The following is a 24,565-nucleotide window of genomic DNA, read 5'->3' on the forward strand; positions in this document are numbered from 1 at the left end:
GGATTTACTTCGTAAAGACGCGGATAAAAACGGATTTTTAATTATTCTAAAAAAGAAAAAATCCGTGTAAATCAGCGTTTTCGCGATAGCGAATCCGTGTCATCCGCGTTCCATTATAATGTACATTCTATTGTATAAATTCCAGATCCTAATTCCAAAACTGGCTTTTGCGCTTTTTCATCAAAACCTGTCCTAAATCTTTTGCCATCCATTTTTATTTCTGATTTTTTAGCGACTGGTAATTTTACTGTCGCAGTTGTATTCACCGGAATCTGAACTGTCAAAATAAATTTATCATCTTTCTTTTCCCAAGAAGAAGCAATTTTTCCATAAACCGATTGATAGTCCGCTTTCGCGAAAGTCATATCGCCAACTACTTCTGGCTGAATAAAGAAATGTTTGAATCCTGGTTTTTCAGGATCGGACATAATTCCGGCTAAACTTTGGTAAAACCATTCTTCAATTTGACCTAACATAAAATGATTCCATGAATTTCCTTTTCTCGGATCCCATTGTTCGGTTAAAGTAGTCAGGCCAAATTTAATCTGAAAACCATAACCCGGCGCATTATAATGATTATGCATTCTGTACATGGTTTCGTTTTCGCCGTTTCTTGCCAAAGTCTGGAATAAATAACGATTTCCAACATCTCCCGTTGTTAAACGATCTCCTTTTTCTTTGATATCTGCTAGTAAATTTTGCATTACAGCTTCTTTATACTGAGGCTCCACAATATCCATAAAAATCGGAACGGCATTGCTAAATTGGCTGTTTGTTCCGTATTGCTTGGTTTCTTCGTTAAAAAATTCTTTGTTGAAAGCTGTTTTAATCTCTGAAGCTAAAGCATTGTATTTCTCAAAATCTTCCGTTTTACCTAATAATTTTGATGCTTTTGCTACTAAATAAGCTCCATAATAGTAATGAGAAGTAGCAGAAAGCGCAATCGGACTATTTTTAGAATATCCTGCAGGATGCGTTCCGTAATCGTACCAATCGCCTAATCCGTGTGAAACGATATGGTTTGTTGCTTTTGTTCCCAGATAATCCACATAGTTTTTCATTACAGGAAAATATTTTTCTAATAATGAAGCATCCCCATAATATTCATAATACATCCAAGGCAGAATTACGCCTGTAACGCCCCATTCTGGAGAATCAGTAAAATCGCCTCCAAAAATTACATATTCAGGAACAATGGTTGGAATTAAACCGTTATCGCGCTGTGAATCAGAAATATTCTGCATCGTTGCTGGAAGGAAAGTCTGAAGATTATAATTGAACATTAAACCTGGACCATTCAACTGAATTTCTTCCAGCCATCCTAACTTTTCACGTTGTGGACAATCGGTAAAAACACTTTGAAAATTACTTTTTATGGAGTTGTTTATCAGTTCATGAGTTTTGTTGAAAATCTCGTTCGAACATGAAAAACTTCCCGCTTCTCCTGCCGAATTGTAAATGAAATTTGATTTCAATTCTAACAAAGTTGGAAGCTCTTTATTTTTATCTTCTTTGTAATTAATGTTTTCAATCTGAACATACTGATAACCATAAAAACTAAATTTTGGCGTCCATTCTTCAACTTTATCGCCTTTTAAAGTGTAATCATAATAATACGGTTTTCCAGATCTTCCTTGCGCTATTGTGCCCTCTTCATTTAAACCTTCGGCGACCCAAACACGAAGCGTCTGTCCTTTTTTTCCTTTTACTTTGATTGTCGGAAATCCCGAAAGATTTTGTCCCATATCAAAAACATAGAAATTAGGTTTCAGCTCTTTTACGTTTTTCACTTCGTATTGTTTCTGAATGGTAACTGGCGGTGCTGTCTGCGGTCTTAAAACTCCTTTTGGCGCTTCTTGAATGACTACTTTCTTCCAATCTCTATCTTTGAAACCTTTACGATTCCAGCCTTTTTGTTCTAGATTGGCATTGTAATCTTCTCCTCCAAAAATACTGTTATACGTAATCGGACTTTTGCTGTATTTCCAAGATCCATCGGACTTTATAACTTCTTCTGAGCCGTCATTATATTTGATTTTCATTTTAAAGAATAAAGTCGGCGGACCAAAACTCACAAAGAATTTGGTATATCGTTCTGCCAATGTATTGTACATTCCGTTGCCTAACAAAACACCAATTATATTATCTCCTTTTTGAAATTCTTTGGCGCTTAATTCGTAAACATTGTAATTAACCGTTTTATCATAATCTGTCCACAGAGGTGCAAATTGACTGTTTCCCACTTTTTTACCATTGACAGTCAATTCGTAATGTCCTAAACCTGAAATGTAAACAATCGCGTCTTTGATTTCTTTTTTTATTTCGAAAGGTTTACGAAGCATAATACTTCTTCTCGCCAAAGAATCGGAAGCATTGATAAACGAATTCTTTTTTTCTCTGTTGAAAGTGGCTGTGTGATAATTTCTTCCTTCTGGTAAATGGCTGTCGGCTTTTGTGATCGCACCAATCCAAACTGGATTTAGATCTGATTCTAATGGAGCAGTTCTGAATGAAGCCGTTTTGCTCCATTTTGAAACTTTCCCTGACTGATTCCAGACTTTAACTTTCCAGAAATATTTGGTTTCGCTTTTTAATGATTTTCCTCCATAAACAATATGCAAGTTTGTATCTCTATTTACTCTTCCGGAATTCCAAATATCGCCATCGTCATTGTTTAGTTTTTCTTCCGAAGAAGCAACCAAAATCAAATAAGCAATTTGTGAAGCATCGGATTCTTTTGAAACCAATTGCCAGCTCAATTTCGGCTGATTCTGAATAACTGCTAGTGGATTTTCGGCCATTTCGGTTGTTAAACGTACAGGCAAAATTTGTCCATTTGAAATGAACGTGATTAAGAAAGTAACAACTAATAATATGTTTTTGAAATTCTTCATTTCTAATTTTTAAAATTTGAACGCTGATGAAACGGATTTACTTCGTAAAGACGCGGATAAAACTGATTTTTTCTGTTTAAAAATATAAAATCCGCGCAAATCTGCGTTTTCGCGACAGCGAATTTGTTTAATCCGCGTTCTATTTTTTTTTTGCCGAGAATTCACGAATTTTCTCTAATTATTCATTGCGCTTAATTTTTCTAATTTTTCTGCCACAGATTAAAGGATTAATTGGATTATAATCTGTGTTAATCATTTTAATCTGTGGCAAATAACTACGCATTGTTCATAAAATAATTCGTGTAATTAGTGGCAATATATTTTTACAATTTCTTAGTAATCAACGATTCGATATTAAATACTGCTTCTGGGATTAATTTTCCAGTTTGAGGCAGGTCATCGTAATCATCTGTGTCTGGCACTGTGTCAGGATCTGGCGAATGTCTCTGTTCTCCTGTGCGGAACATAATTCGCTCGAAACCGTCTGTTGGCGCATAAAATATCTTTGTTGATTCTTTTCCATCGTTTACTTTTATAGTGTACTGACGGTTTTTAGCATCTAATTTAATTGCGATTGTATATGCTTTGTTTGCTTCGTATTTTGTAACCGAACTCAAACGAGCACCATTTTTCACCTTTAATTCTCCATCCGAATCAAAAATTAATCTTACCGATGGTAAACCTTGTTTGTTTTGAAATTCAATTTGCAATAAACCATGATTATTTTGTTCTGGTTTTACTGTGAAAACAGCTTCCATTTTTGATGCGAAAGGAATTACTCTTTCTGCACGGGAATAATCAAAATAATCCTGATCTCTTAACGTCAGCCATTTTCTGCCATCGGCTTTCTGTTCAATTTTGGTTGATGCCCATGAAAGATCGTACGTATTCCATAATTTCAATTCTTGTCCGTCAGGAAGATTATTAAAAACATCATTTACATTTTCGGTAACCACCGAAGTAACAGGAACGGGAATCGAAGCTACCCAAATATCCTCTTTGTTCATACTATAACCTACCCAGATTTTTCCGTCTGGCGGAGTTCCATTCTTTTCTGTGATTCCGCGAACGTATTGAGGACCTGCAGATTTGTAGTTTCCACCGTAACGCATCGGACTTACTTCTCCGTGAACCAACAATAAATCTTTATAATTTAAACCGTCATCGCTTGTTGAAATCGCCAATGGCCAACGATATTCAGACGGATTGTAAAGCGTTGCATAACGATTGTCTGATGTTTTTTGTCCCCAGATTTTAGCATTGCTGTTTACAAATCCTGGCGCACGCAATGGCATATAATCCCAAGATTTTCCTCCGTCTTTGCTAATTGATGTTAAAGCATGTTTCCATAAACCCACTACATTTCCGTTTGGCAAATGGTAATAACTAAACGCTTTGTATGGTTTCTGTAACGGAATTAATACATCGTCACTATCGGCTTCTTCCACCCATTGCTGTAAAACCAATGGTTCTGATAAAATTTCTTCGCAGGCTTTTTTCAAACCTTTGTCTTTTGATGTAGTATAAAATGGAAATTTCGATTTCGATTTGTCCCAAGTTTTGTTGTATCTGATGAAATAGATTTCGCCAAAACTTCCGTCTTTCTTGATTTCACGAATGACACGCCCAATTCCTTTTCCGTCATTTGGATCGTCTTTTTCATCCATTGCAATTCCGTAATACGCTAAAGCAAAAAGGCGGTTGTCTTTTGAGGTATAAAAGCCCATTCTTTGGTGCATAATCGCATCCAGATTTTTGGCAACGCCTTCAACACCTTCTTTTTTCCATCCGTCAGGAATTCTATAAATTGGAAAAATAACTTCTGGTTTTGTCCACGTTACGCCATCTTTAGAATTCATAATAAAAGTCTGGCTTGGCGGAATATGTTCGCCCGAAGGATCGCTTAAATAATGTAAATAAAAGGTATTGTTCCAATACGCCATCATCGGCTGGTGGTTGTATGTCCAGCCAAAACCATCCGCTTTTTCGGGATGTTCACGGCTTGCACGCATGATCTGTGTGGCGTGAACGCCAACCGCTGGACTTAACTGTCCGTGATGATAATCGATGTTGGAAAGTGTTTTGCCTACATAACGCACAGTATCGTTTTGTGCATTTACAGCGGTACAGACCAATGCAATTGTGGCTGTGGTTATGATGTTGGTTTTTATTTTTTGGAAATTAATCATTTTATATTTTTTTGTTTCACGCAGATTTAGCAGATTTTAGCTGATCAACGCAGATTCTTTTCTGTTATTATTTAAAATAAAAATCTGTTAAATCTGCCTAGATCATTTTAAATCTGCGTGAAATTTTTCTATTTATTTCTTTTTATCTGCTTGATCTGCTAAATCTGCGGGAGAAATTTTTTACTCTCGCAGATTTAACAGATTTGGCGGATTTTATTTTCTCTCAATTAGTCCTTTTAAAACGTCCGCAGAGATTGTTGTAATCGTTCCGTGTTTGTGTCCTTCGGGAAGGCTTATTTTGGATGATACATCTTCGAAATGAACAAAATCTGTTGTGCTTAACGCTTTATAATTTTTTGAACCATAATTATCATAATACAACAACCAATTTTTTCCAACTTTCACTACTGTTGGGCCTTCTGATAAATATTCGGTTAAAGGTTTTGAAGGTTTTTCAAACGGCCCTAAAGGCGATTTTCCAAAGGCTACTTTTATGTTTCGCATGGGTCTTGTATTGTCTTTCAAAACCAAAACATAATCTTTCTTTCCTTTTTTGACAATCACACAATCAATTACACTGAAACCAGGATCGTAATATAATTTTGTATCTGAAAAAGTTTTAAAATCTTTAGTAGTTACGTAGTACATTCTGTGGTTGTTTTTCTCGTCTTCTACCCCTTTTTCAAATCGGAACGGAATTGTTGATGCCCAAATAATTATGTATTCTTTTTTTACATCATCATAAAAAATTTCAGGCGCCCAAACGTTTACCACTTCTGGTTCGTTTTTCATGACCGGAATATACTGCTGTTCTGACCAATGAATTAAGTCTTTTGAACTTGCATAACCAAAACCGTTTCCGCCCTTCCAATCTGTTGTCCAAACCATGTGATAGGTTCCGTCTGCTCCTTTTGTCATCGACGGATCGCGCATGATTTTACTGGCTCCGATTTCTGGTTCTAAAAACGAGCCTTCTAATCCTTTCCAGTTGTAACCGTCTTCGCTGTAAGCTAAATATAAACCTTCTGTTGCGGGTTCTCTAAACGATGTAAAAAGATATAAATCTTTCTTTTTCTGCGAATAGCTGATCGCGAAAAGTGAAAGGGTTACTATGATGAATATTTTTTTCATGTTGCATTGTGTTTAAACTTTGACAAAGTTGGTTCACCGGTTTTTATTCTGTAATTGCTTTTTTATCTAAAGAAGCTCCTTTTTTAATTTTCGTTGTTACGTTATTTAAAACATTATTTTTCAAGAAAATGTTTTTAGTGTCTTTTCCATCAGCTTCGACAAAAATATCGGTTGGATTGAATGGAAAATTATTGTTAATCAACGCATTTGAAACATTATCTAATTTGATAACCGGAACTCCTTTTATTGCTGTTGATGATCCAACATTGTCTAAAATAATATTTTTTGAATCTGATATTTTGAAAGAAGAACCAATCGTTGCATTTACTTTTACATCGTGAAATTCTACATCTGTCGCTGTACTAACCGTAAAACCTTCTTTTCCATCCATATTGATGTTCGAGAACGTAATGTTTTGAATTGGCATTTCAGTAATTCCTAAAATTTGCCCAGCTTTGTTTACGTTTGAAGCTGTAATGTTGCTCATGTGGATGTTTCTGAAAATCGGAGTTTTCTCGGTTACAGGTTCAACCTGAGTTCCTTTATCGTAGAAAAGGCTTAAAACGATAGCTTCTTCTTTGATGTTTTTCATTACGATATTATCGACACGAATATCTTCTACAATTCCTCCTCTTCCACGTGCTGCTTTAATACGGATTCCGCGATCTGTTCCGTCAAAAACACAGTTGGATATGGTGATCTTTTTGATTCCGCCCGACATTTCGCTTCCAATTACTACTCCGCCATGACCGCTTAACATGGTGCAGTTTGTGATTGTAACATTTTCTGTCGCTTTTCCGTATTTACGTCCGTCGCCGTCTCTTCCTGATTTAATCGTGATACAATCGTCTCCAACGCTGATATGGCAGTTTGAAATGTGAACATTGGTACAAGAAGAAGGATTGATTCCGTCTGTATTTGGCGAATGCGGATTAAAAATTGAAATTCCAGTAACGGTTACATTATCACAGAATTCCGGATTGATTGTCCAAAAAGGCGAATTTTGAAACGTAACACCTTCAATTAAAATGTTTTTGCAATTATAAGCCTGAAAGAAAGAAGGTCTAAAGAATTTCTTGTCAACCGTTCTTTTGTAATAGGGTTCTGTGTAAAGGCCTTTGTTTTGTTCTTCCCACATCGTTTGGTATTTGGTTGGAGGAAGTGGTTCTTTAGCCGTTTCTATTCGGTATACTTCATTCCACCAAGCTTTTCCTTGTCCGTCGATTACGCCTCTTCCTGTAATAGTGATATTTTGAACATCTTTCGCGTAAAATAAGGGTTGGAAGCTTTTCATTACAATTCCTTCATAACGTATTTCTACATACGGAAGATAGTCATCAAAGTTCTCTGAAAACTTTAAAAGCGCTCCAGAATCTAAATGAATCGTAATGTTGCTTCTTAGTGTCAAAGCTCCTGTTAAATATTCCCCAGCTGGAAAAAAGATGGTTCCTCCGCCGTTTTTAGATGCTTTTTCAATGGCATTCTGAATGGCTTGAGTGCATTTTATTCCTTTGTTATTTCCGCCTTCGTTTAGGATGTTTAACCAACCGTCGTTTGCAAAAGCGGTGTTTAATCCGGTTATGAAGCAGAGTATTATTAGTATATTTTTCATAGTTTGTTTTTTTGTTCTCTCGCAGATTTGGCAGATTGTGCAGATCTTTTTTTTCTGCCACAGATTTTACAGATTAAAATGATTTTTTTATCTGCTTGATCTGCAAAATCTGCGGGAGCTTTATTATGCGCTTTTTTGTCATTTCGACGAAGGAGAAATCTCCGTTAGTAGCTCCGCATGGTTGAGCAACTTTGTAGAGTTTCTTGCGAAGATTTCTCCTTCGTCGAAATGACAAGATTGTGGATTATTCGTGATTATTCACGAATAACATTTCACTAATTACTTAGTAGATTTCAAAATCAAAACCCAATCATTGCCATCTTCTTTTTTACCTTCTGGTTGAAAATTTTGAGTTCCTTTGTTATCAAATGTTCCGATTTTAGTTTTCTTTCCATTTCTTGGATTGTACCAAGTTGCTTCGAATTTATCACCTGAAATCTTTCCTAGTTTTACTTCTATTATTCTTCCATTGTACGTGTATAGTAAAGCGTATTTTTCTCCTCTTATGGCTGGAATATAATCATATTTTTCTCCTTGATTTACTACTAAGGAAACATCTGGAGCTCCTTCTAAAAATGGCACTTCTTCCATTAATTTCTTAATGTAAACCATTTCTTTTGCTCCGTGCGCATTGATGGCTGATGTCCATAATTCTTTGTTTCCGTACGCGGGTTTATCTCCTTTTCTAAACATTTGCATTACAGCATTATGTCCGTATGTGTAACCTGCAGCGCCTGATAAAACCGACCAATATCCGTAACGGCGAACATCGCTTGCTGTCCATTTTGGCTGTAAAGTGTCGTGCAAACCGTGCGGGATTCCTTCGTAAGATGGTTCTCCGTCAAGTGTTGGTTTTGTTGGTTTTAATTCGAAATCTCTTAGGACAAATTTGTAATTGTCTTCTTTGAAATTCGTTTTTACTGAATCTTGATCGTATCTTCTGTGACCTGATTGGAACATATTGAAATCTAACCATTTTTCATTATGATAATTCTCAGAAGAATCAGTTCTGCCGAAAGGGTGAAAAGTCACTAGTTGATTTGGATTGTTGGTTTTTAAGGTATTTCCGATGGCATTCCAAATATCCATAAACTCATTTCCATGTGTATCTCCTCCGTTTAACCAAATTATATTGGTTCTGTTTTTATATCTATCAGCCAAGAACTTAGCGTAAACAATTGCTTGTCCTTTGCTTACTTTATTTCCTTTCGAAACATTTGTTCCCCATACTGGAACCATTGCCAAGTAAATTCCGTTTTTCTGAGCCACGTCTAAAGTGTAATCTACGTGATCCCAGTAATCGTATTCTTGCTTATTATTAAAGTTGTTTCCAGCTGTTGTTAAAGGTTTTGAAACATCCTCGTTAATTAAAGCGGCATCACCATAAACGTTAACGGCATTTATGTTATGCAAAACCATAACCTGAACAACATTAAATCCTTTTTCTTTTCTGTCTTTAAAATATTGATCAACTCCAGCTCTATCCAATTTACCAAATGTCAGCCAGCCTGTGTCGCCCAGCCAGAAAAATGGTTTTTCGTTTTCGGTAACAAAATAATGCTGATTTTTAGAAACTTTGATTTCAGGCAGAGATGCTTTTGTTTTGGCAGATTGCGAAAATCCGCTTTGTGCTGTAAACATAAAGCTTATACAAAGAGCGTATAAAGATTTAATTTTCAGATTCATTTTGGTTTGTTTTTGAGTTTATGTTTTTTTGATTTGTTTGCCACGAATTCCACTAATTTCTCGAATTTTTATTCTGCTTGTGTTTATTGCTTCACGCAGATTTTGGCAGATCTACGTAGATTCAATTTTAAAGTAAATTCGTGTAATTTGTGACAACTTCTTCTTTTATTTTTTCACTACAAAAAGCACTTTTTCTTTTATTTCAGCTTGTGGAATGATTGCTTGTTTTCCTCCGCTGATATTTGCTTTTTTCGTTATATTTCCTGTTGCTGCATTGATTGCAAATACTTCAAATGTTCCTTTTTCGTTTGATAAATCAATTATAATATCTTGGTCGTTTTTTAGGTAAAAAAGATAGCTTTTTCCTTTGTTCTCGAGTTTCCAAAGATTATCTGAAAACGTATTTCCCTCAACTAATTTCATTTCGCTTAAAGCGGCATAAAACTGAGGCAATTCGATTTTAGGAATGTTTGGTAATGAAGCTCCCGCCATTAAAGCCGGCCATCCGAATCTTGAAGAACCGTCTGTTGAATATAAAATGACTTTTTCAGGATATTTTTCTCTGTACTCACGAACAGCGCGATATACCTGATTGTCTGTTTCTTTTCCTGTTTTTAGTTTTCTGGCGTGCTGTCTTGGTGCTAAATTTACGCCTCCTTGCGGTGCATAAGCTGAACCGTCTTCTTTGTAATACCAATAACGAATGTCAATAACATCAACGGTTTTTACTCTTTTGGCATCATTTAAAATCGCATCCTGAACATCTTTTGTAGCACTTAAACCGATTAAGCTTTTTTTACCAGTTTCATCTTTCCATTTTTGGGCTTGGTCTAACCAAAATTCCATAAAATGTAACGGACCTGTATATTCGGCACTTGTCAACTGAATTACGTTGCTGTTTTCCTGAAAGTTCTCGAATGATTTTCTAATGAAAGCTTCATGTAATGTTCTTCTTTGAGTATTGGTGATATCGTAAAATTGCTCCGCCATAAAAATACGTTTGTCTCCTGCGTATGGCGGTGGCTCTGGAAATCCTGTGCCGTTGATATTGTTTGCTGAACGCCAAGGCGAACTTGCCCAATGTGCTCCGGCTTCTAAAATGTTATGCTGGAAATATTGCTGATTGATTAACAGTTGTCCGTTTGGTTCTGCTAATGTTGCAAACTGCGCTAAACGACTCCAGTACCAATCGTTGAATTTTGTTAAATCGTATTTACTTAAATGATCCCAAGCAAAGTCTTTTCCGCTTCTGGCGAAAGGCTGTTCGTAAAACGGAGGCCAGACATCATCATCAATTCGGCGAACGCGTTCATGATCGTCCATTCTTCTGTCGTACCATAAACCATAATTGTGTTCTAAGGCAACGATATTATTTTTAGTTAAATAATCGACTGTTTCCTGAATTTTATCAGTCAATCCGTTTCCTGTTCTTCCTGGTACAAAACGAGTGATGTGTGGTGTCGATTTGTTTACGAAATCATCAGTTAAATCACCTCTCCACCAAGCAACGTTGGTTTCTTTTCCTGCAATTACTTTTCCTTCAAAAGTTAACCAACCGTTTTGTATTGTTACTTTTGAAGTTGATTTTTCTGTTTTACTTGAATTAACTTTTAAATCGTTTGCGTTTTTTAAACCTTTATTATCTGTATTTATTGGATTTGCCTTTGAAGCTTCTACGATCCATTCTTGTAAGCTTTTTGATGTTGTTGCTGAGTTTTTAGTCAGTTCTTGCGCTACTTCAATTGTCGGACTTGAAGATGGTTCTGAACCTAAATCGTAAATAAATGGCTGAACTGGAAGTTTTCCTAATCTGGCTTCTAACTGTGTGTAGAACAAACTTCTCGGACTGATGTGTCCGTTTACGTCTTTCCAATGTCCGTTTCCTCCAAACTGTCCCCAAACTCCAAAAGCCCAATTTTGCGCTGTTGGCGGGCTGTAACATTCTACTTTAGATGCCGATGATTCCCAAATTACAGAATTGGCAGCTGTCCATCCAGCGCCTCTTCCGCCTTGTTCTCTGTTATTATAGCTTAATGCTTTTCCATCGATATTGGCAATATCAAATAAAACTCCTGTTGCCCAGCTTCCGATTGCTCCGCTGTTTTCGAAAGGCAAATGTGATTCGCATTGAACAAACGCATTTGGACCAGTTGTTCCAAATCCGCCCACAGCAAAATCATGATATCCAAATTCTGAATAACAACGTTGGAATAAAGTCTGCTGCCCTTCGGTATAAAAAGTATGTCTTCTAAATGAAGCGATTTCAGAAATAGGTTCTGTTGCAATACAATCTTCAACTGTAATCTGCTGACTCGTTTTTAAAACTGTAACGGCTCCACCAGCAAAATGTTTGAAATTTACTTGTTTTACCCAGGCATTTCTGGTATTTTCAATACTGATGGCTTGCCAGCGGTGTTCTTCATCTTTTAAATTTGAAGCATTATATGTTGATTTTACTAAGATATTTTCAACTCCGTTATTTTCAATTCTTCCTTGCCAAGAATAAACAGTTACTTTTGAAGTTCCAAAAACATCATCCAGTGACATTGTAATTGGAGCATTTACAGTTACTTCGTTTCCGTTTATTTTGGTTACGACACGATTCCAAGTTGTTATCCAATCGCCTTTTTTCCATCCAATCCAAGAAGTTTCTCCACCGAAATCCTGCATGTTTACTTCCTTAATGAAATTATCCGTTAAAGGTTTACTGATTTCGATTTCGTCTCCAACATTTAATTTTGATGTATTTTTTAATTGGATTTTCTGAGTTCCAAGTGGTGTATAGGCATTTGCAAATTCAAATGAGTCTTTATAAATTTTATCGTTTACACCTAAAATTCTAATTAAAGCTTCTCTTTCTAATCCTGTTCCTAAAAGTACGGTTCCGTTTTCAGAATTACCGCTTCCTCTTAAAACAACTCCTGATTTTCTAATGTATAATGTTCCGCTGATTTTGAAAATTCCTTTATCTAACAAAACGGCTCCGCGAAAACCTAATTTATCAGGTTTTAATGCACTTACATAATCAATTGCATTTTGGATTTTCTGCGTTGCATCTTCTTCTTGCTGCGAAACAAAAATCTTGTTTTCTAGATTAGGAATGGCAACTTCAGAGTTTCTGTATCCTGCAAAAGAAAAATCAGGGATTTGATTTCCTTGATTATCTGTTGTGAACGAAAGTTTTCCTTCTTTGGTTTTGATGATATCCGGGAAATTGTTTTGGGCTGTGATGTTGCCATTAAAAAACAAAGAAACACACATTAGAGATAATGTGTTTTTAAAAGAAACGATATTTTTTAACTGAGTGAAATTCATTCTTTTTAACTTACTTAGAATTCTAGAAAATAATAAAATTACAAAATCCTTTTTTCACAATCTTGTCATTTCGACAAAGGAGAAATCGCACTAGAGACTCCACTCTGAAAATCGCCAATCTTTGTCGAATTACTCATGTGATTTCTCCTTTGTCGAAATGACAAACTAGATGGATATTCTTTTTGTAATTAAACCTGACAGGTTTTTAAAATCTATCAGGTTGGTGTTAAGAATATTTAACTGATTAAAATCATTATTGTAATAAAGACTTTAATTTAGCCAATGTATCCGTATTATTTTCGATTTTCGTCCAATCAACTTTACTGTTAGGATCGATTCCGTTAAAATACTTTTCAATGTTGGTATACCCGTCTCCGTTTGCATCTTTATTGGCATCAGAAGCATCATTCGGATTTAAACCATATTTCTTTTCCCAAGCATCTGGAATTCCATCATTATCTGAATCTTTATAAGCTTTTCCTTTGTAAGTTGGATATCCGCCAACTTGATCTGGATGCGTAATAATTCCTTTTTTGTATGAATCAGCTGGTAATCTTCTTTTAATAAATTCTTTTCCGATATTATTTTCTAAACCGTCTTTAACTTCGATTTTTCCTGTTCTAACTTGTTTTAAGATTCTTTCGTCAACAGCATCTCTTTTTGGAATTGTCGCCCCAACATTGGTCAAAACATATTCGTATGCCTCTTCTGCTTTCATAATTTTAAATGCCGGCATTGAAAACGGTTTTGGCTGTTTGATTGCTGCTAAAAACTCTTTAGTTTCTCCTTCAGGAAGACTTTCCAATTGTACTCCGCCATTCCAATTATCGGCTGTAACTTCTGGTGAACCTACGATAAAGTTTCCTGAAACATAAGCTCTTCCGTATTGTTTTGGCTCAATATATCCTGATTCAGGTTTTACTATTCTATACGCAATAGGTTCATTTGCCGGCGTTATTGGACCAGGTTTAAAATAGTTGTTGATAATATTCAACATCGAACGATAATCTCCTCCATCAAGAGTACGATTCCACCAATTAAATACGACGTTATTCACAAAATTAAAATCGCCATGCATTCCGATAGAAGCATTTCGAGAAATATTATCTGCCCATAAATTACGCATAAACGTACTATTTAATCCGCCAATTGTACTTCCAAAAGCATGGTTATAAGTATCTAAACCTTCTGACGAAATAGTGTTTTGAATGGTGATATTACTAGCTGGTAATTTTTCTAGTTTTGATTTTGCATTAGCTGCAAACTGATGTCTGTATAAAGAAATATTTTCGTCTAATCCCCAGCTTACAGAGCAGTGATCAATTATAGTATTTCCGATTACATTTCCTCCCAAAGCATCATCTCTTCTTGTTACTTCAGTTGCTCCTCTTCTAAAACGCATATGACGAATAATAACGTCGTGTGTGTCAATTTCTAAAGTTTCTCCCGCTATACAGATTCCGTCACCTGGAGCAGTTTGTCCAGCAATTGTAACGTATGGTGCACGCATGCTGATTCTTTTTTTCAATTGAATAATTCCTGAAACATTAAAAACAATAGTTCTCGCTCCAACTGCTTCACAAGCTTCACGAAAAGTTCCTTTTCCGCTGTCTTCTAAACTAGTCACAACAAATATTTTTCCACCGCGACCGCCTTGTGTATAAGCTCCTCCGCCTTCAGCTCCAGGAAAAGCAGGAATATCTGCCACTACAAAATCTTTTGGATACGAAGCCCAAGGCAAATATGGTTTTCCTTGTTTTGCTTCTTCTTTAATGATATGATAATTGGTACTCCAAATTTCGTTTAGTCTTTTTTCTTCGTCAGCTAAAAGAGCATCAGCTTTTTCTTGAACTGGTTTTGGAATTACGGGATATTGTGCATAAGCCGATGACACAAGAGAACAAAATGACAATGCCATAAATGTTCTTTTTAAAGTGTGGTTTGGGAAAAAATTTTGCATTGAATTGTATGTGGTTGTAGTTAATAGTTTTTAGTGCAAGTTTTTAAACAGAAAATTATTCTTTCGAAGTAGAATCTTTTACTTTATTCTTCTCTCTTTCTTCAACACGTTTATGCCAGTCAGCACTTTCTTTGTTTAAATCGTAACCTTGTTTTGATAAATAGTTATTGATTCTTCCTTTGTATTTACCAAACCAACCGTGTTTTTCTTTAGATGAACCACCGTCCATTGCATGTTCTCTGGCTTCAACTAAAGCTTTGTAGATGTAGTCTTTTTGCTCTGCTGTTAAATTTGGAAGCATATCGTTGTAACCTGCAACAGTAATTGGAAGTACGCCATAAGTCATTCCGTCTTTAACTTCTGTAATTTTATCTTCTGATAATTCTTTACTTAATTTTTTGATGTAAGATTTGTGCAATTTTGCAATTGACTCGTCTGCTTTTGCTTTTAGTTTATCAATTTTCTCGTTTTGCTTTTCTTTAGCCAAAGAAGTATCTTCTTTTACTTTTTTGATTTCAGCGTCTCTTCCGTCTTGAATTTCAGTTAAATCTCTAAATTGCTGAGCGATGATGTTCGAAACTGCTTTTTCTTTTGCTTCATTCTTCAAATCTAATTTGGTAACGATTTTTGCAGCTCTTTCGTTAGTAACCTTTACATATTCAGGATCTAAATGCTGTTGTGCGTTTAAAGTCGAAAATGCAAAAACCAGCGATAATAAACCAGCATTTATTTTATTTAGTGCCATGATTTTTTCCTTTTTAGTATAATTATTCTAAACACATAGAAACATCGTTTTTTTGTAACGTTTAAAGGCGCTTCATCTACTGAATAAGCTATGTAAAAGAAATATACTTCTCTCCTTATTCTTTTAATAAAACTTTAAATCTATGTTTCTATGTGTTGAATAATTATTTCTGTTTTTCTTATTTTAAATCTAATAAAGGTCTAACTAAAGTTTCTTTGTTATTAGCTAGATCTTTCCAGTTTACTTTTATTGCAGGATTTACACCGTTGATGTAATCTTCAATATTTGAGTAACCATCTCCGTTTAAATCTCCTTTTGCATCAGATGGATCGTTTGGATTTAAACCGTACTTTTTCTCCCATGCATCCGGCATTCCGTCTTTATCTGTATCAACGTATGGTTTTCCTTTGTATTCTGGATATCCTCCAACTTGAGAAATATCGGTAATAATTCCTTTTTTATAAGAATCCATTGATAAACGTCTGTGTTCAAATTGGTAGAACTGTTTTTTCTCTAATCCTTTTGCATATTCTGGAACTCCCGTTTTTACAGTTCTTACGATTCTTTCGTCAACTTTATCTCTAATTGGTAATGTTGCTCCAACATTTTTAAGTACGAACTCATAAGATTCTTCTGCAGTCATAAATTTGTTGAACCATGGCATTGGGAAAGGTTTATCTGTTTTCATTTTAGCAAAGTATTCTTTTGCTTCATCATACATCATTAACTCTCCTTTTTTATTCTCTAACTGAATTCCGCCATCCCAGTTGTCTTTAGTCACTTTATCGTTTCCGTTTACAACGTTTCCGTTTACATACGCTCTACCAAAAACCATGTATGGTAATTTACTTCTTCCAGATTCTGGTTTTAAAATTCTATAGCTGATTGGCTGTGTTAAATCGGTTACAGGTCCTGGTTTATAGAAGTTATTTATGATATTGTAATTAGCTGTATAATCGCCGCCATCTGTAGATCTGTTGTACCAGTTGAAAACTACATTATTCACGAAATTGAAAATTCCGTTCCATCCAATAGAAGGGTTTCTTCCTGCATTGTTTGCCCACATATTTCTCATGAAAGAACAGTTTTCTCCACCTAAAGTACTTCCAAAAGCGTGATTGTAGGTATCTAATGCTTCTCCGAATAAGCTGTTTTGGATTGTAATATTTACTGTTCCAACTTTGATATCTGGGTAACCTGGTCCCGGATTGTACATGTGTCTGTAGATTGACATATTTTCATCTAATCCCCAAGTTGCAGATACGTGATCGATCATAATGTTTCCAACAGGATTTCCTCCAATAGCGTCATCACGACGTCCTACGAAAGTTTCTCCACGACGGAAACGTACGTGTCTGATAATTACATCATGCGTATCGATCCAAGTTGATTCTCCTGCAATACAAATACCATCTCCAGGAGCTGTCTGCCCAGCAATTGTAATGTAAGGTGCACGGATAATTAACGGGCTTTTCAATCTGATAATTCCAGCAACATTAAATACCACTATTCTTGCTCCTCCTTTTTCACATGCTTCACGCAATGTTCCAGGCCCGCGGTCTTCTAGACTTGTTACAGTGTAAACGTTTCCGCCTCGACCACCGAAAGTAAACATTCCACCACCTTCAGCACCTGGGAAAGCAGGAATTTCTGCCTGAGGTAAATCTGTTGGTCTTGCTGCCCACGGAATGTATGGTTTTCCATGTTTTGCTTCTTCTTCAATAATAACTAAAGCTTTCTCCCAAGCTTCATCAGAAAGTTTTTGGGCTTCTTCTTTAATTGCTTTTTCCTGCGCTTGAACTTCCGGACTTATCTTTGGATATTGAGCAAAACATTTTGCACTTCCCAAAAAAAGCAGAGCTGTGATAAATAATGCGGAATTTTTCATGTTATTTTTTAATTATGGTAATTCTTTTTAAACAAATCACCTGTATTCTTGAAATACAGGTGACTGTTTTTTGTATTATAAACTATTATTTAAGTGGGTCAAATGATCCGCCCCATCCTTGAGTTTGCTCTAAATATGGAGAAGAATCTAATAATGATTGATAAATTCCGAAGAAATAGTATTCATTATACCATGTAAACTTCCAATTGTTTGTAGTTGGATCTAAATTATCTCTTTCTACAATTTTAAAATAATTGGTATACATATAATCTAAATATGCATCAAAATTAGCCAATGTAGTTCCGTTTATTGTTACAGGAAACGAAGCTGGTTCTCTATTAAGCACAGGTGCATTACCAGTTGCTACATAAAATGGATCAGCGGTTCCGATGTAATTTGTACCATCAGCTTTTTTTGCTACGATGTAATAAGCTGTTCTTCTTGTTCCATTTAATGGCTGAACTCCAAGTCTTGAAGTAGTTGAACCCGCTTCAAAAAGTTTCCAACGTCTTAAATCATAAAAACGTTTATTTTCGTATGCAAACTCAATTGTTCTTTCATTTAATACTGCTGCAAAATGCTGATCTCTTGAACTTACTGCAGCTAAACCATAATGTCCGTCACCGTTTGTAATTCCTGCACGAGCTCTAACTGATTCGATCAAAGTTTTTCCTTCTGCCAAACTACCAATACCAATTGCACTTTCAGCCAAATTCAAAACAACTTCAGCAAAACGCATTTCCATATAATCAGTTCCGCTGTTCAAATATCCTGCAGAACTGCTTGAAGCTTCATTTGTTGCTTTTCTAAGATAAATACCACTAGAGTTAGCTCCTAATGTCTCTGTAAATTTATCTGGATTTGGTGCTGCGGTAGTTGGTGCTTTACTATACCAGCTATATGTCCATTGTTTGAATGCTGTATTTTCAGCATATTTCCAAGTTGCACCATTGTATGCAAAAGTTTTATAAAATCTAGGATCTCTATTTTTATAGAATAATACAGGATTGTAAGCTGGATTTCCAACTATACTTTTACCATCTGCCATAGGAAAAACATCAACCATTTGTTTGGTAGGTGAAATAGCTCCATTTCCTCCTGATGCTTTAGATCTTACTGCTCTTTCCCATCCATTATTTTTTTGAGCATTTACTATTGTAGAATTGTTAAATCCAAAAACGATAACTGCTTCAGGATTTCCTACTTCTGCAAGCCACATATTTCCCCATGCAGTTCCATTTGCTGTTCCTCCCACAGAGAAAAGTCCTTTTCCATCTGCTTCTAAAAGTGTTTTCGCTTCAAGATTTGCATCATAGGCACGTTTCCATCGTTGTGCATCATCTGTTGGATTAAAAAGTGGACTTGCCCATGTTAATAATACTCTTCCTTTAAAAGCTGCTGCCGCTCCTGCTGTAATTCTACCCCAGTTTGCAGTAGTCCATTTTACATCTTTCAATAATTCTTTTGACTTATCTAAATCTGATACAATTTGTTCGATACATACTGATGTTGGGCTTCTCGGAATTTGAGAAACGGTAGATCCTTCATCGATAATAGGATTTTGAGCTGTTAAAACAATTGGCACACCACCATACAATTTTACCATTTCATAATATTGATAGGCTCTCCAGAAATACATCTGCCCTTTTAGCGGATTTTTATCTGCATCGGCCATTCCGTTTTTATCAATTTGCTCTAAGAAGATATTAATCTGTCTTAATCTCGTCCATGTATTGTTTGCAATACTCGAAGAAACTCTGCTTCCAATATAAGGAAGGCAGTTTGCATTGTTTGGAGAAATAGTAGCCCAAATTTTATTCCAGTTTACTTCGCCTGATAACTCTTCGGTTGTCTGCGAAAAATCGTCATTTCCTCCTGCTGCTAAATCCCATGTATTAACTGCAGCATTATTTCCTGGCAAAAACAATCCATAAACATAATCTACATATCCAGTAGCTAATGAAGGAACTTTAAATACATCTTCATTTACACCGTTAAAATCTTTTTTCTCTTCAAGAAAATCATCATTACAGCTTACCAATGATAAAGCCGCTAAAACTGTAGTTAAACCAACTACTTTTATATATTTTATTTTCATAATATCGTATTTTATGAGTTATTAGAATCCTAAATTAAGTCCCAAAGAAATTGTTCGTAAAGTAGGATAATCTAAATAACTACCGTTAGCTTCCTGAAAACTATATGGATTATAAAGATTAAAAGGATTAAGCGCCACAAGATTTAACTTACAGCTATTCATTTTAAGAGCCTTTAAAGCATTTTCCGGCAATGCATAACTTAGTGTTATGTTTCTACAAGCGATTCTAAAAGAATCAACTTCCCAAAATTTAGATGCAACTGAGTTTATAGATTCAAAAGCTGGATTTGGCATTGATCCATTTGGATTAACCGTTGGGTCATATATATCATTCCAAATCGAAACTGTATTATCTACTATTTGCGGAATTTTAGTTTTTAAAGATTTTCTTGCTTGGCTTCCAATGTCGCTCCATCCATTTCCAAACGAAGCATTTACAACTGTATTCAAACTAAATGATTTATAAGCAAAACGCAAAGTAGTTCCTATAGAATATTGAGTATTTGCTTTTGAAGCCAGCTGTACTTGATCGTTTACATCTATAATACCATCTGGAGCGGCAAATTTTCCATTACCTAAATATGCACCTCTTACATCTGAGTAATACAACATTCCTGGTTTAAGGTTTGCTACTGCTGTTCCAAATACCGAAGTAATATTATACTTACTCACATATGCATTTATATCCTCCTGAGTTCTGAACATACCTATGTAATCATATCCCCAAACTCCATTATCTGATGAATATCCCGGCTTAGGATTCCATGGTTTTAATATGTCCTCATCATTAAAATCTCCTTTAATAACTTTATCACCTGACCAGCCAAAACGTAAATCAATTCCATAACTTGTGTCTTTACCAATTTTATCAGACCAGCCAACAGATAATTCATAACCATATGTATCTACAGAACCATAGTTTTGTGCCGCTACTGTTCCTCCAATAGTAAAAGGAAGATTTCCTGTTTTGTTTAAAAGCAAATTAGTTCCTACATTATAATACGATTCTGCTGTAACACTTAATCTATTATTTAAAAATCTAGCATCAACACCAAAATTCATTTTAAGTTCATCACTCCAAGTTGCATCAGGATTTGGAGAAGCCTCCATTTTCCATCCATTTGTCATGTCTGAATTTCCTCCAAAAACACCACCTTTGTAACCTTGGAAAGTATAACGTTGTCTCCATAACCAAGCCTTAGTATCATCTTTTCCTAAAAGACCTACAGAGTATCTTACTTTAAGAAAATCTATAACTGAAGATTTAAAAAAGTCTTCTTTTGACATTACCCATCCAACAGAAGCCGAATAAAAATTTCCCCAATAGTTTGCAGGAGCAAACTTTGTAGAAGCATCAGATCTAAATAAGAACTCTGCTAAATATTTGTCATCATATGCATAGTTTACCCTTCCAACATATGACAAAGATCCTGATTCACTTTTTGTAGTAGAACCATCAATTGGCCCAGTCGCCGTATTAAACTGCCCGTTTGTGCCTTCAAGAACGTTTGATTTAAAAACAACTTCATTATTAGATGTTGCTTCAGATCTTTCTATTGCAAACAAACCACTTACGTTATGTTTTCCAAAAGTACGATCGTAAGAAAAGTTTAAATTATACTGCTCAGATAAATTTGTTGTATTAGAGAAATACAAACGATTTCCATTATCATAAAATTTTGATCTAAGCGGTGGTGTTGTAATATCGTCATTATAAATATGACCATTAGTTCCCAAACCTGTAAATTGATACAAAGTGTACCCAGTACCAACTTGAGTTCCTCTGCCACTACCCATAGTTCTAGCATATGCTCCTCTAGCCATTAATCCTTTTACGAAAGGAAATTTGTACTCTGTGTACATATTAATGGTCATTGTAGTAGCAGTAGTTTCAGCAAGATTATTTAAACGCTTAATTTCATTATAGTGATAACGCTGATTACCGTCATTATTATTAGGAAGCTCCATTGGAAGTCCATTTACATAATTTGGAATATACGGTACGTGCATCAATAATTTATTGTAATCATTCTCTTCAACCTCTCCTCCAATTTTATTGAACGTTTTAGTTTGGTCTGAGTAAAAACCAGACAACTGAATTCCAGCTTTCCAATTACTAGATAGTTTAATATCAGTACCTGCTCTAAAATTCCACTTTTCATAATCTAGAGTACTTAAATTACCATTTTGTTTATAGTAAGAAACTCCCGCAAAATAAGTCGCTTTATCTGTTCCTCCACTCACATTTAAGTTCTGTCTTAAGTTAAAAGAAGGTTTCCATTCATCATCTAAATATGTGTTCTTTAAAGTCTTGAAATATTCCAATTCATCGTCTGAAAAGAAATACTGAGGATCTGTTACAGGCTGATTGTAACCATTGGGCCCATTCATTATATTCACATACTTTCCAAACTCATATGCATTTAACGTTTTTGTCTGGTAAGTTTTGTCATTGGTACCGTAAGAACCACTATAAGTAAATTTTGGATCACCTTTTGTTCCTCTTTTAGTTGTTACTAAAACAACACCTTGAGCAGAACGAGCTCCATAAATCGCGGCAGCGGCATCTTTCAGAAATGAAATACTTTCAACCTCAGATGCGTCTAAGTTATCAAACAAAGTACTGTCGTTTAAACCTTGTGCATCAATCTGTAATACACCATCAATTACATATAATGGATTTAGATTTCCACCATCTTTTGCTAATGAATAAGGCTGACGAATCGTTAAATTAGATTTTGCTCCAGGTCTTGTTGATCCTCCTGAAACTCCAACTCCTAAAACTCGTCCTTGCAAAGCAGTTCCTAAATCACCAACAGGCAGGTCTGAAATTTCACTCATCTTAGCGGTCACTACCGAACCTGTAAGATGGCTTTTCTTTTGACTTGCATATCCTACAACAACAATGTTTTCTAATTGATTTGAATCTTCTTCTAATTTTGCATCAATTACTGTTCTTCCTGAAAGAGGTAATTCTTTCTTTTTCATTCCAATAAAAGAAAAAACTAATGTTCCTCCAGCTTTTACTTTAATTTGATACTGCCCATTAAAATCTGTAGTAACAGTATTTTTTGTAGACTTTTCAGTTACGTTTACTCCAGGCATTACTCCTCCTGAATTATCTGTAACCGTTCCTGTTACGGTTACAGTTCCTTGACTGTTTGTTGTTTGAGCATAACTCAGCACACTCATCAGTGTAAACAAAAGAAAACTACATCTTTTTATAAGTGCTTGTTTCATAAATGTTTTTGTTTTGGTTAGGTTATTATTTAATGTTAGTTAGTCATGGTAAATGTGCCTCTTTATTTCTCTAAGATTCTAATGAAAACTTAAAGCGATAAAATTAAATGTTAAAAACACATTTATTTTTTTGTATCCCAAAAATATAACGATGATACATTACAACCGTCCTGCACTATCCTGCTTTAATGGCATTATCTAAAAAAAAGCAACTCAAAAAAACAATATTAATAAAAAATAGAAAGAATATGTGTGCGATATCGAAAATTTAGGCAATATGTTTACGCATAATTAAATAGAAAGATCGCAATTTTAAGAAATGCAGCAGTATCTTCATCAAAACTAAAAATTAGCTGTTAATTTTGTAAAATTCCACTGTGAAGCTCTGAATTTTAAAGCGTTAACTTTACACTTATAATTCCAATAAGAGGTTTTTACATAGCTTTAGTAGTACATATTAGCCTAATAAAACCTACAAATACTACAACTTAAGGGTTTTGAATATTCCTTAAAAATTTCACAAAAAATATTTTTTTTTTAAACGTAAATTCTGACCAATACTTTTTATAAGTGTAAAATGAACAAATATTAAGAATTCGCATCAAAAATAGTTTAGCTTAAAAATCTATTACATTGGCAGAATAATCAAATTTTATCGAAAAGAAAGTTTCTTTGTCACGGTCAAAGTTTATCTACTAGGATTCCATCCGTTTAAAACTAAATCCCTGCTGTATTTTTTACCATCTGCTTTTTTTAGCTGATGTGACCATGCAACTCTTTGAGATAAATCTTTTGTGCTAGATCCTTTACTTCCCAATTCGGCATAATACGCCGTTTTATCTTTATCAGGAAATCTGGTATCAATCCACGCATTCCAACCTTCTGGTGTAATATGAGAACCAATATCAGTATTAATAAAAACCGTTTGAGCGTATGGTCGCCAAGGTCTTCCTAAAAAGACTTTATCTACAGATTTGTCTTTTGCAGTAAGCTTGCAATCTGTAAAAACAAATCCGTAAGCCTGCCCTTGCGGAGTCGAAGCTGCCGTGATATACGAGTTCGTCAAACTTTCGATGGTACATTTATAAAAATAAGCAGTGGCCGCGCCGAAAATAAAATCGGTTGTTCCGTTAATAAAACAGTTTTCAAAATAAATTCGTGTATTTCCTTCTGATAAATAAAGGGTATCTTGATTTGCTAAAAGATTGCAGTTTTTCACCACAACCCTGTCGCTCTTTATATGAAGCGCCACCGCCTGTCCAACTCTTCCTGCTGTGTTTTCGACAGTAAGATTTTCTAATGTGCAATCATTTCCTTTAATTAAAAAAGAATACGAAGTTCCCGTTCCAAATTCTTTTTTGCCCGATGCATCAATTTCTCTTAATGGTTTTCCTGAATAATCATCAAATGAAATAATGGTTTTATTTCGGTCAAGACCTTTTAAAGTAATGAATGGCTTAGTCGCTGGAATCTCTAATTTCTCAACATACTTTCCTGGCTTTATAGTTATTACAACACGTTTTTCTGAATTGTCCTTTACATTGTTTATTGCTTCTTGAATGGTTTTAAAATCGCCTGAACCATCTTGAGCAACGGTTAATGCAAGTTTATTATCGAGAGTTTGGGCTGATATAGAAAGTGTTATTATTAAAAATAAAGCTAGAATATATTTCATATGTTTTTTTATTTTTTTGTCATTTCGACCATAGGGAGAAATCACACACATAGTTCGACAAAGATTTGCGATTTAGATTGCGGAATTTCTAGTGTGATTCCTCTTTCCTCGGAATGACAAACTGTTGGATTA

General features: G+C 35.1%; 12 protein-coding genes. All 12 read right to left on the bottom strand.

Annotation, left to right across the window (positions count from 1 at the left end; translation table 11 throughout):
• Positions 1-113: 113 nt before the first annotated feature.
• Positions 114-2,894, bottom strand: coding sequence for a glycoside hydrolase family 78 protein (locus ACHRVL_RS11390; protein ID WP_395412816.1), 2,781 nt, complete (start codon positions 2,892-2,894; stop codon positions 114-116).
• Positions 2,895-3,217: 323 nt separating this feature from the next.
• Complete coding sequence (locus ACHRVL_RS11395; RefSeq protein ID WP_395412818.1) at positions 3,218-5,083, bottom strand: six-hairpin glycosidase; 1,866 nt, start codon at positions 5,081-5,083, stop codon at positions 3,218-3,220.
• A gap of 213 nt (positions 5,084-5,296) precedes the next feature.
• Entirely contained in the window at positions 5,297-6,214 is a 918-nt protein-coding gene (locus tag ACHRVL_RS11400; RefSeq protein ID WP_395412820.1) for a glycoside hydrolase family 43 protein, read from the bottom strand.
• Positions 6,215-6,257: 43 nt separating this feature from the next.
• Positions 6,258-7,826 (bottom strand): glycoside hydrolase family 28 protein, encoded by a 1,569-nt coding sequence (locus ACHRVL_RS11405; RefSeq protein WP_395412823.1) that lies wholly within the window; start codon positions 7,824-7,826, stop codon positions 6,258-6,260.
• A gap of 279 nt (positions 7,827-8,105) precedes the next feature.
• Positions 8,106-9,512, bottom strand: coding sequence for a glycoside hydrolase family 140 protein (locus tag ACHRVL_RS11410; protein WP_395412825.1), 1,407 nt, complete (start codon positions 9,510-9,512; stop codon positions 8,106-8,108).
• Positions 9,513-9,677: 165 nt separating this feature from the next.
• On the bottom strand, positions 9,678-12,827 hold the full coding sequence (locus tag ACHRVL_RS11415; protein ID WP_395412827.1) for a DUF6298 domain-containing protein: 3,150 nt from the start codon (positions 12,825-12,827) through the stop codon (positions 9,678-9,680).
• A gap of 253 nt (positions 12,828-13,080) precedes the next feature.
• A complete protein-coding gene (locus tag ACHRVL_RS11420) occupies positions 13,081-14,787 on the bottom strand; it encodes a polysaccharide lyase (RefSeq protein ID WP_395412829.1) in 1,707 nt (568 codons plus the stop codon).
• 55 nt (positions 14,788-14,842) lie between these two features.
• Positions 14,843-15,532, bottom strand: a complete 690-nt coding sequence (locus ACHRVL_RS11425) for a DUF3826 domain-containing protein (protein ID WP_395412830.1) — start codon at positions 15,530-15,532, stop codon at positions 14,843-14,845.
• Positions 15,533-15,710: 178 nt separating this feature from the next.
• Positions 15,711-17,420 carry a polysaccharide lyase gene (locus ACHRVL_RS11430; RefSeq protein WP_395412832.1) on the bottom strand — a complete coding sequence of 570 codons (1,710 nt, stop codon included), beginning with the start codon at positions 17,418-17,420 and terminating at the stop codon, positions 15,711-15,713.
• 85 nt (positions 17,421-17,505) lie between these two features.
• Positions 17,506-19,518, bottom strand: a complete 2,013-nt coding sequence (locus tag ACHRVL_RS11435) for a RagB/SusD family nutrient uptake outer membrane protein (protein ID WP_395412835.1) — start codon at positions 19,516-19,518, stop codon at positions 17,506-17,508.
• 21 nt (positions 19,519-19,539) lie between these two features.
• Positions 19,540-22,758: a SusC/RagA family TonB-linked outer membrane protein gene (locus ACHRVL_RS11440; RefSeq protein WP_395412838.1), complete on the bottom strand. Its 3,219-nt coding sequence runs from the start codon at positions 22,756-22,758 to the stop codon at positions 19,540-19,542.
• A gap of 688 nt (positions 22,759-23,446) precedes the next feature.
• Positions 23,447-24,433 (bottom strand): pectinesterase family protein, encoded by a 987-nt coding sequence (locus ACHRVL_RS11445; RefSeq protein ID WP_395412840.1) that lies wholly within the window; start codon positions 24,431-24,433, stop codon positions 23,447-23,449.
• Positions 24,434-24,565 lie beyond the last annotated feature (132 nt).

This window comes from Flavobacterium sp. FlaQc-28 (assembly GCF_044007415.1).
Classification (GTDB): Bacteria; Bacteroidota; Bacteroidia; order Flavobacteriales; family Flavobacteriaceae; genus Flavobacterium.

Coding starts and splice junctions, on each gene's coding strand:
- ACHRVL_RS11390 (WP_395412816.1), bottom strand. CDS start 2,894: ATGAAGAATTTCAAAAACATATTATTAGTTGTTACTTTCTTAATCACG.
- ACHRVL_RS11395 (WP_395412818.1), bottom strand. CDS start 5,083: ATGATTAATTTCCAAAAAATAAAAACCAACATCATAACCACAGCCACA.
- ACHRVL_RS11400 (WP_395412820.1), bottom strand. CDS start 6,214: ATGAAAAAAATATTCATCATAGTAACCCTTTCACTTTTCGCGATCAGC.
- ACHRVL_RS11405 (WP_395412823.1), bottom strand. CDS start 7,826: ATGAAAAATATACTAATAATACTCTGCTTCATAACCGGATTAAACACC.
- ACHRVL_RS11410 (WP_395412825.1), bottom strand. CDS start 9,512: ATGAATCTGAAAATTAAATCTTTATACGCTCTTTGTATAAGCTTTATG.
- ACHRVL_RS11415 (WP_395412827.1), bottom strand. CDS start 12,827: ATGAATTTCACTCAGTTAAAAAATATCGTTTCTTTTAAAAACACATTA.
- ACHRVL_RS11420 (WP_395412829.1), bottom strand. CDS start 14,787: ATGCAAAATTTTTTCCCAAACCACACTTTAAAAAGAACATTTATGGCA.
- ACHRVL_RS11425 (WP_395412830.1), bottom strand. CDS start 15,532: ATGGCACTAAATAAAATAAATGCTGGTTTATTATCGCTGGTTTTTGCA.
- ACHRVL_RS11430 (WP_395412832.1), bottom strand. CDS start 17,420: ATGAAAAATTCCGCATTATTTATCACAGCTCTGCTTTTTTTGGGAAGT.
- ACHRVL_RS11435 (WP_395412835.1), bottom strand. CDS start 19,518: ATGAAAATAAAATATATAAAAGTAGTTGGTTTAACTACAGTTTTAGCG.
- ACHRVL_RS11440 (WP_395412838.1), bottom strand. CDS start 22,758: ATGAAACAAGCACTTATAAAAAGATGTAGTTTTCTTTTGTTTACACTG.
- ACHRVL_RS11445 (WP_395412840.1), bottom strand. CDS start 24,433: ATGAAATATATTCTAGCTTTATTTTTAATAATAACACTTTCTATATCA.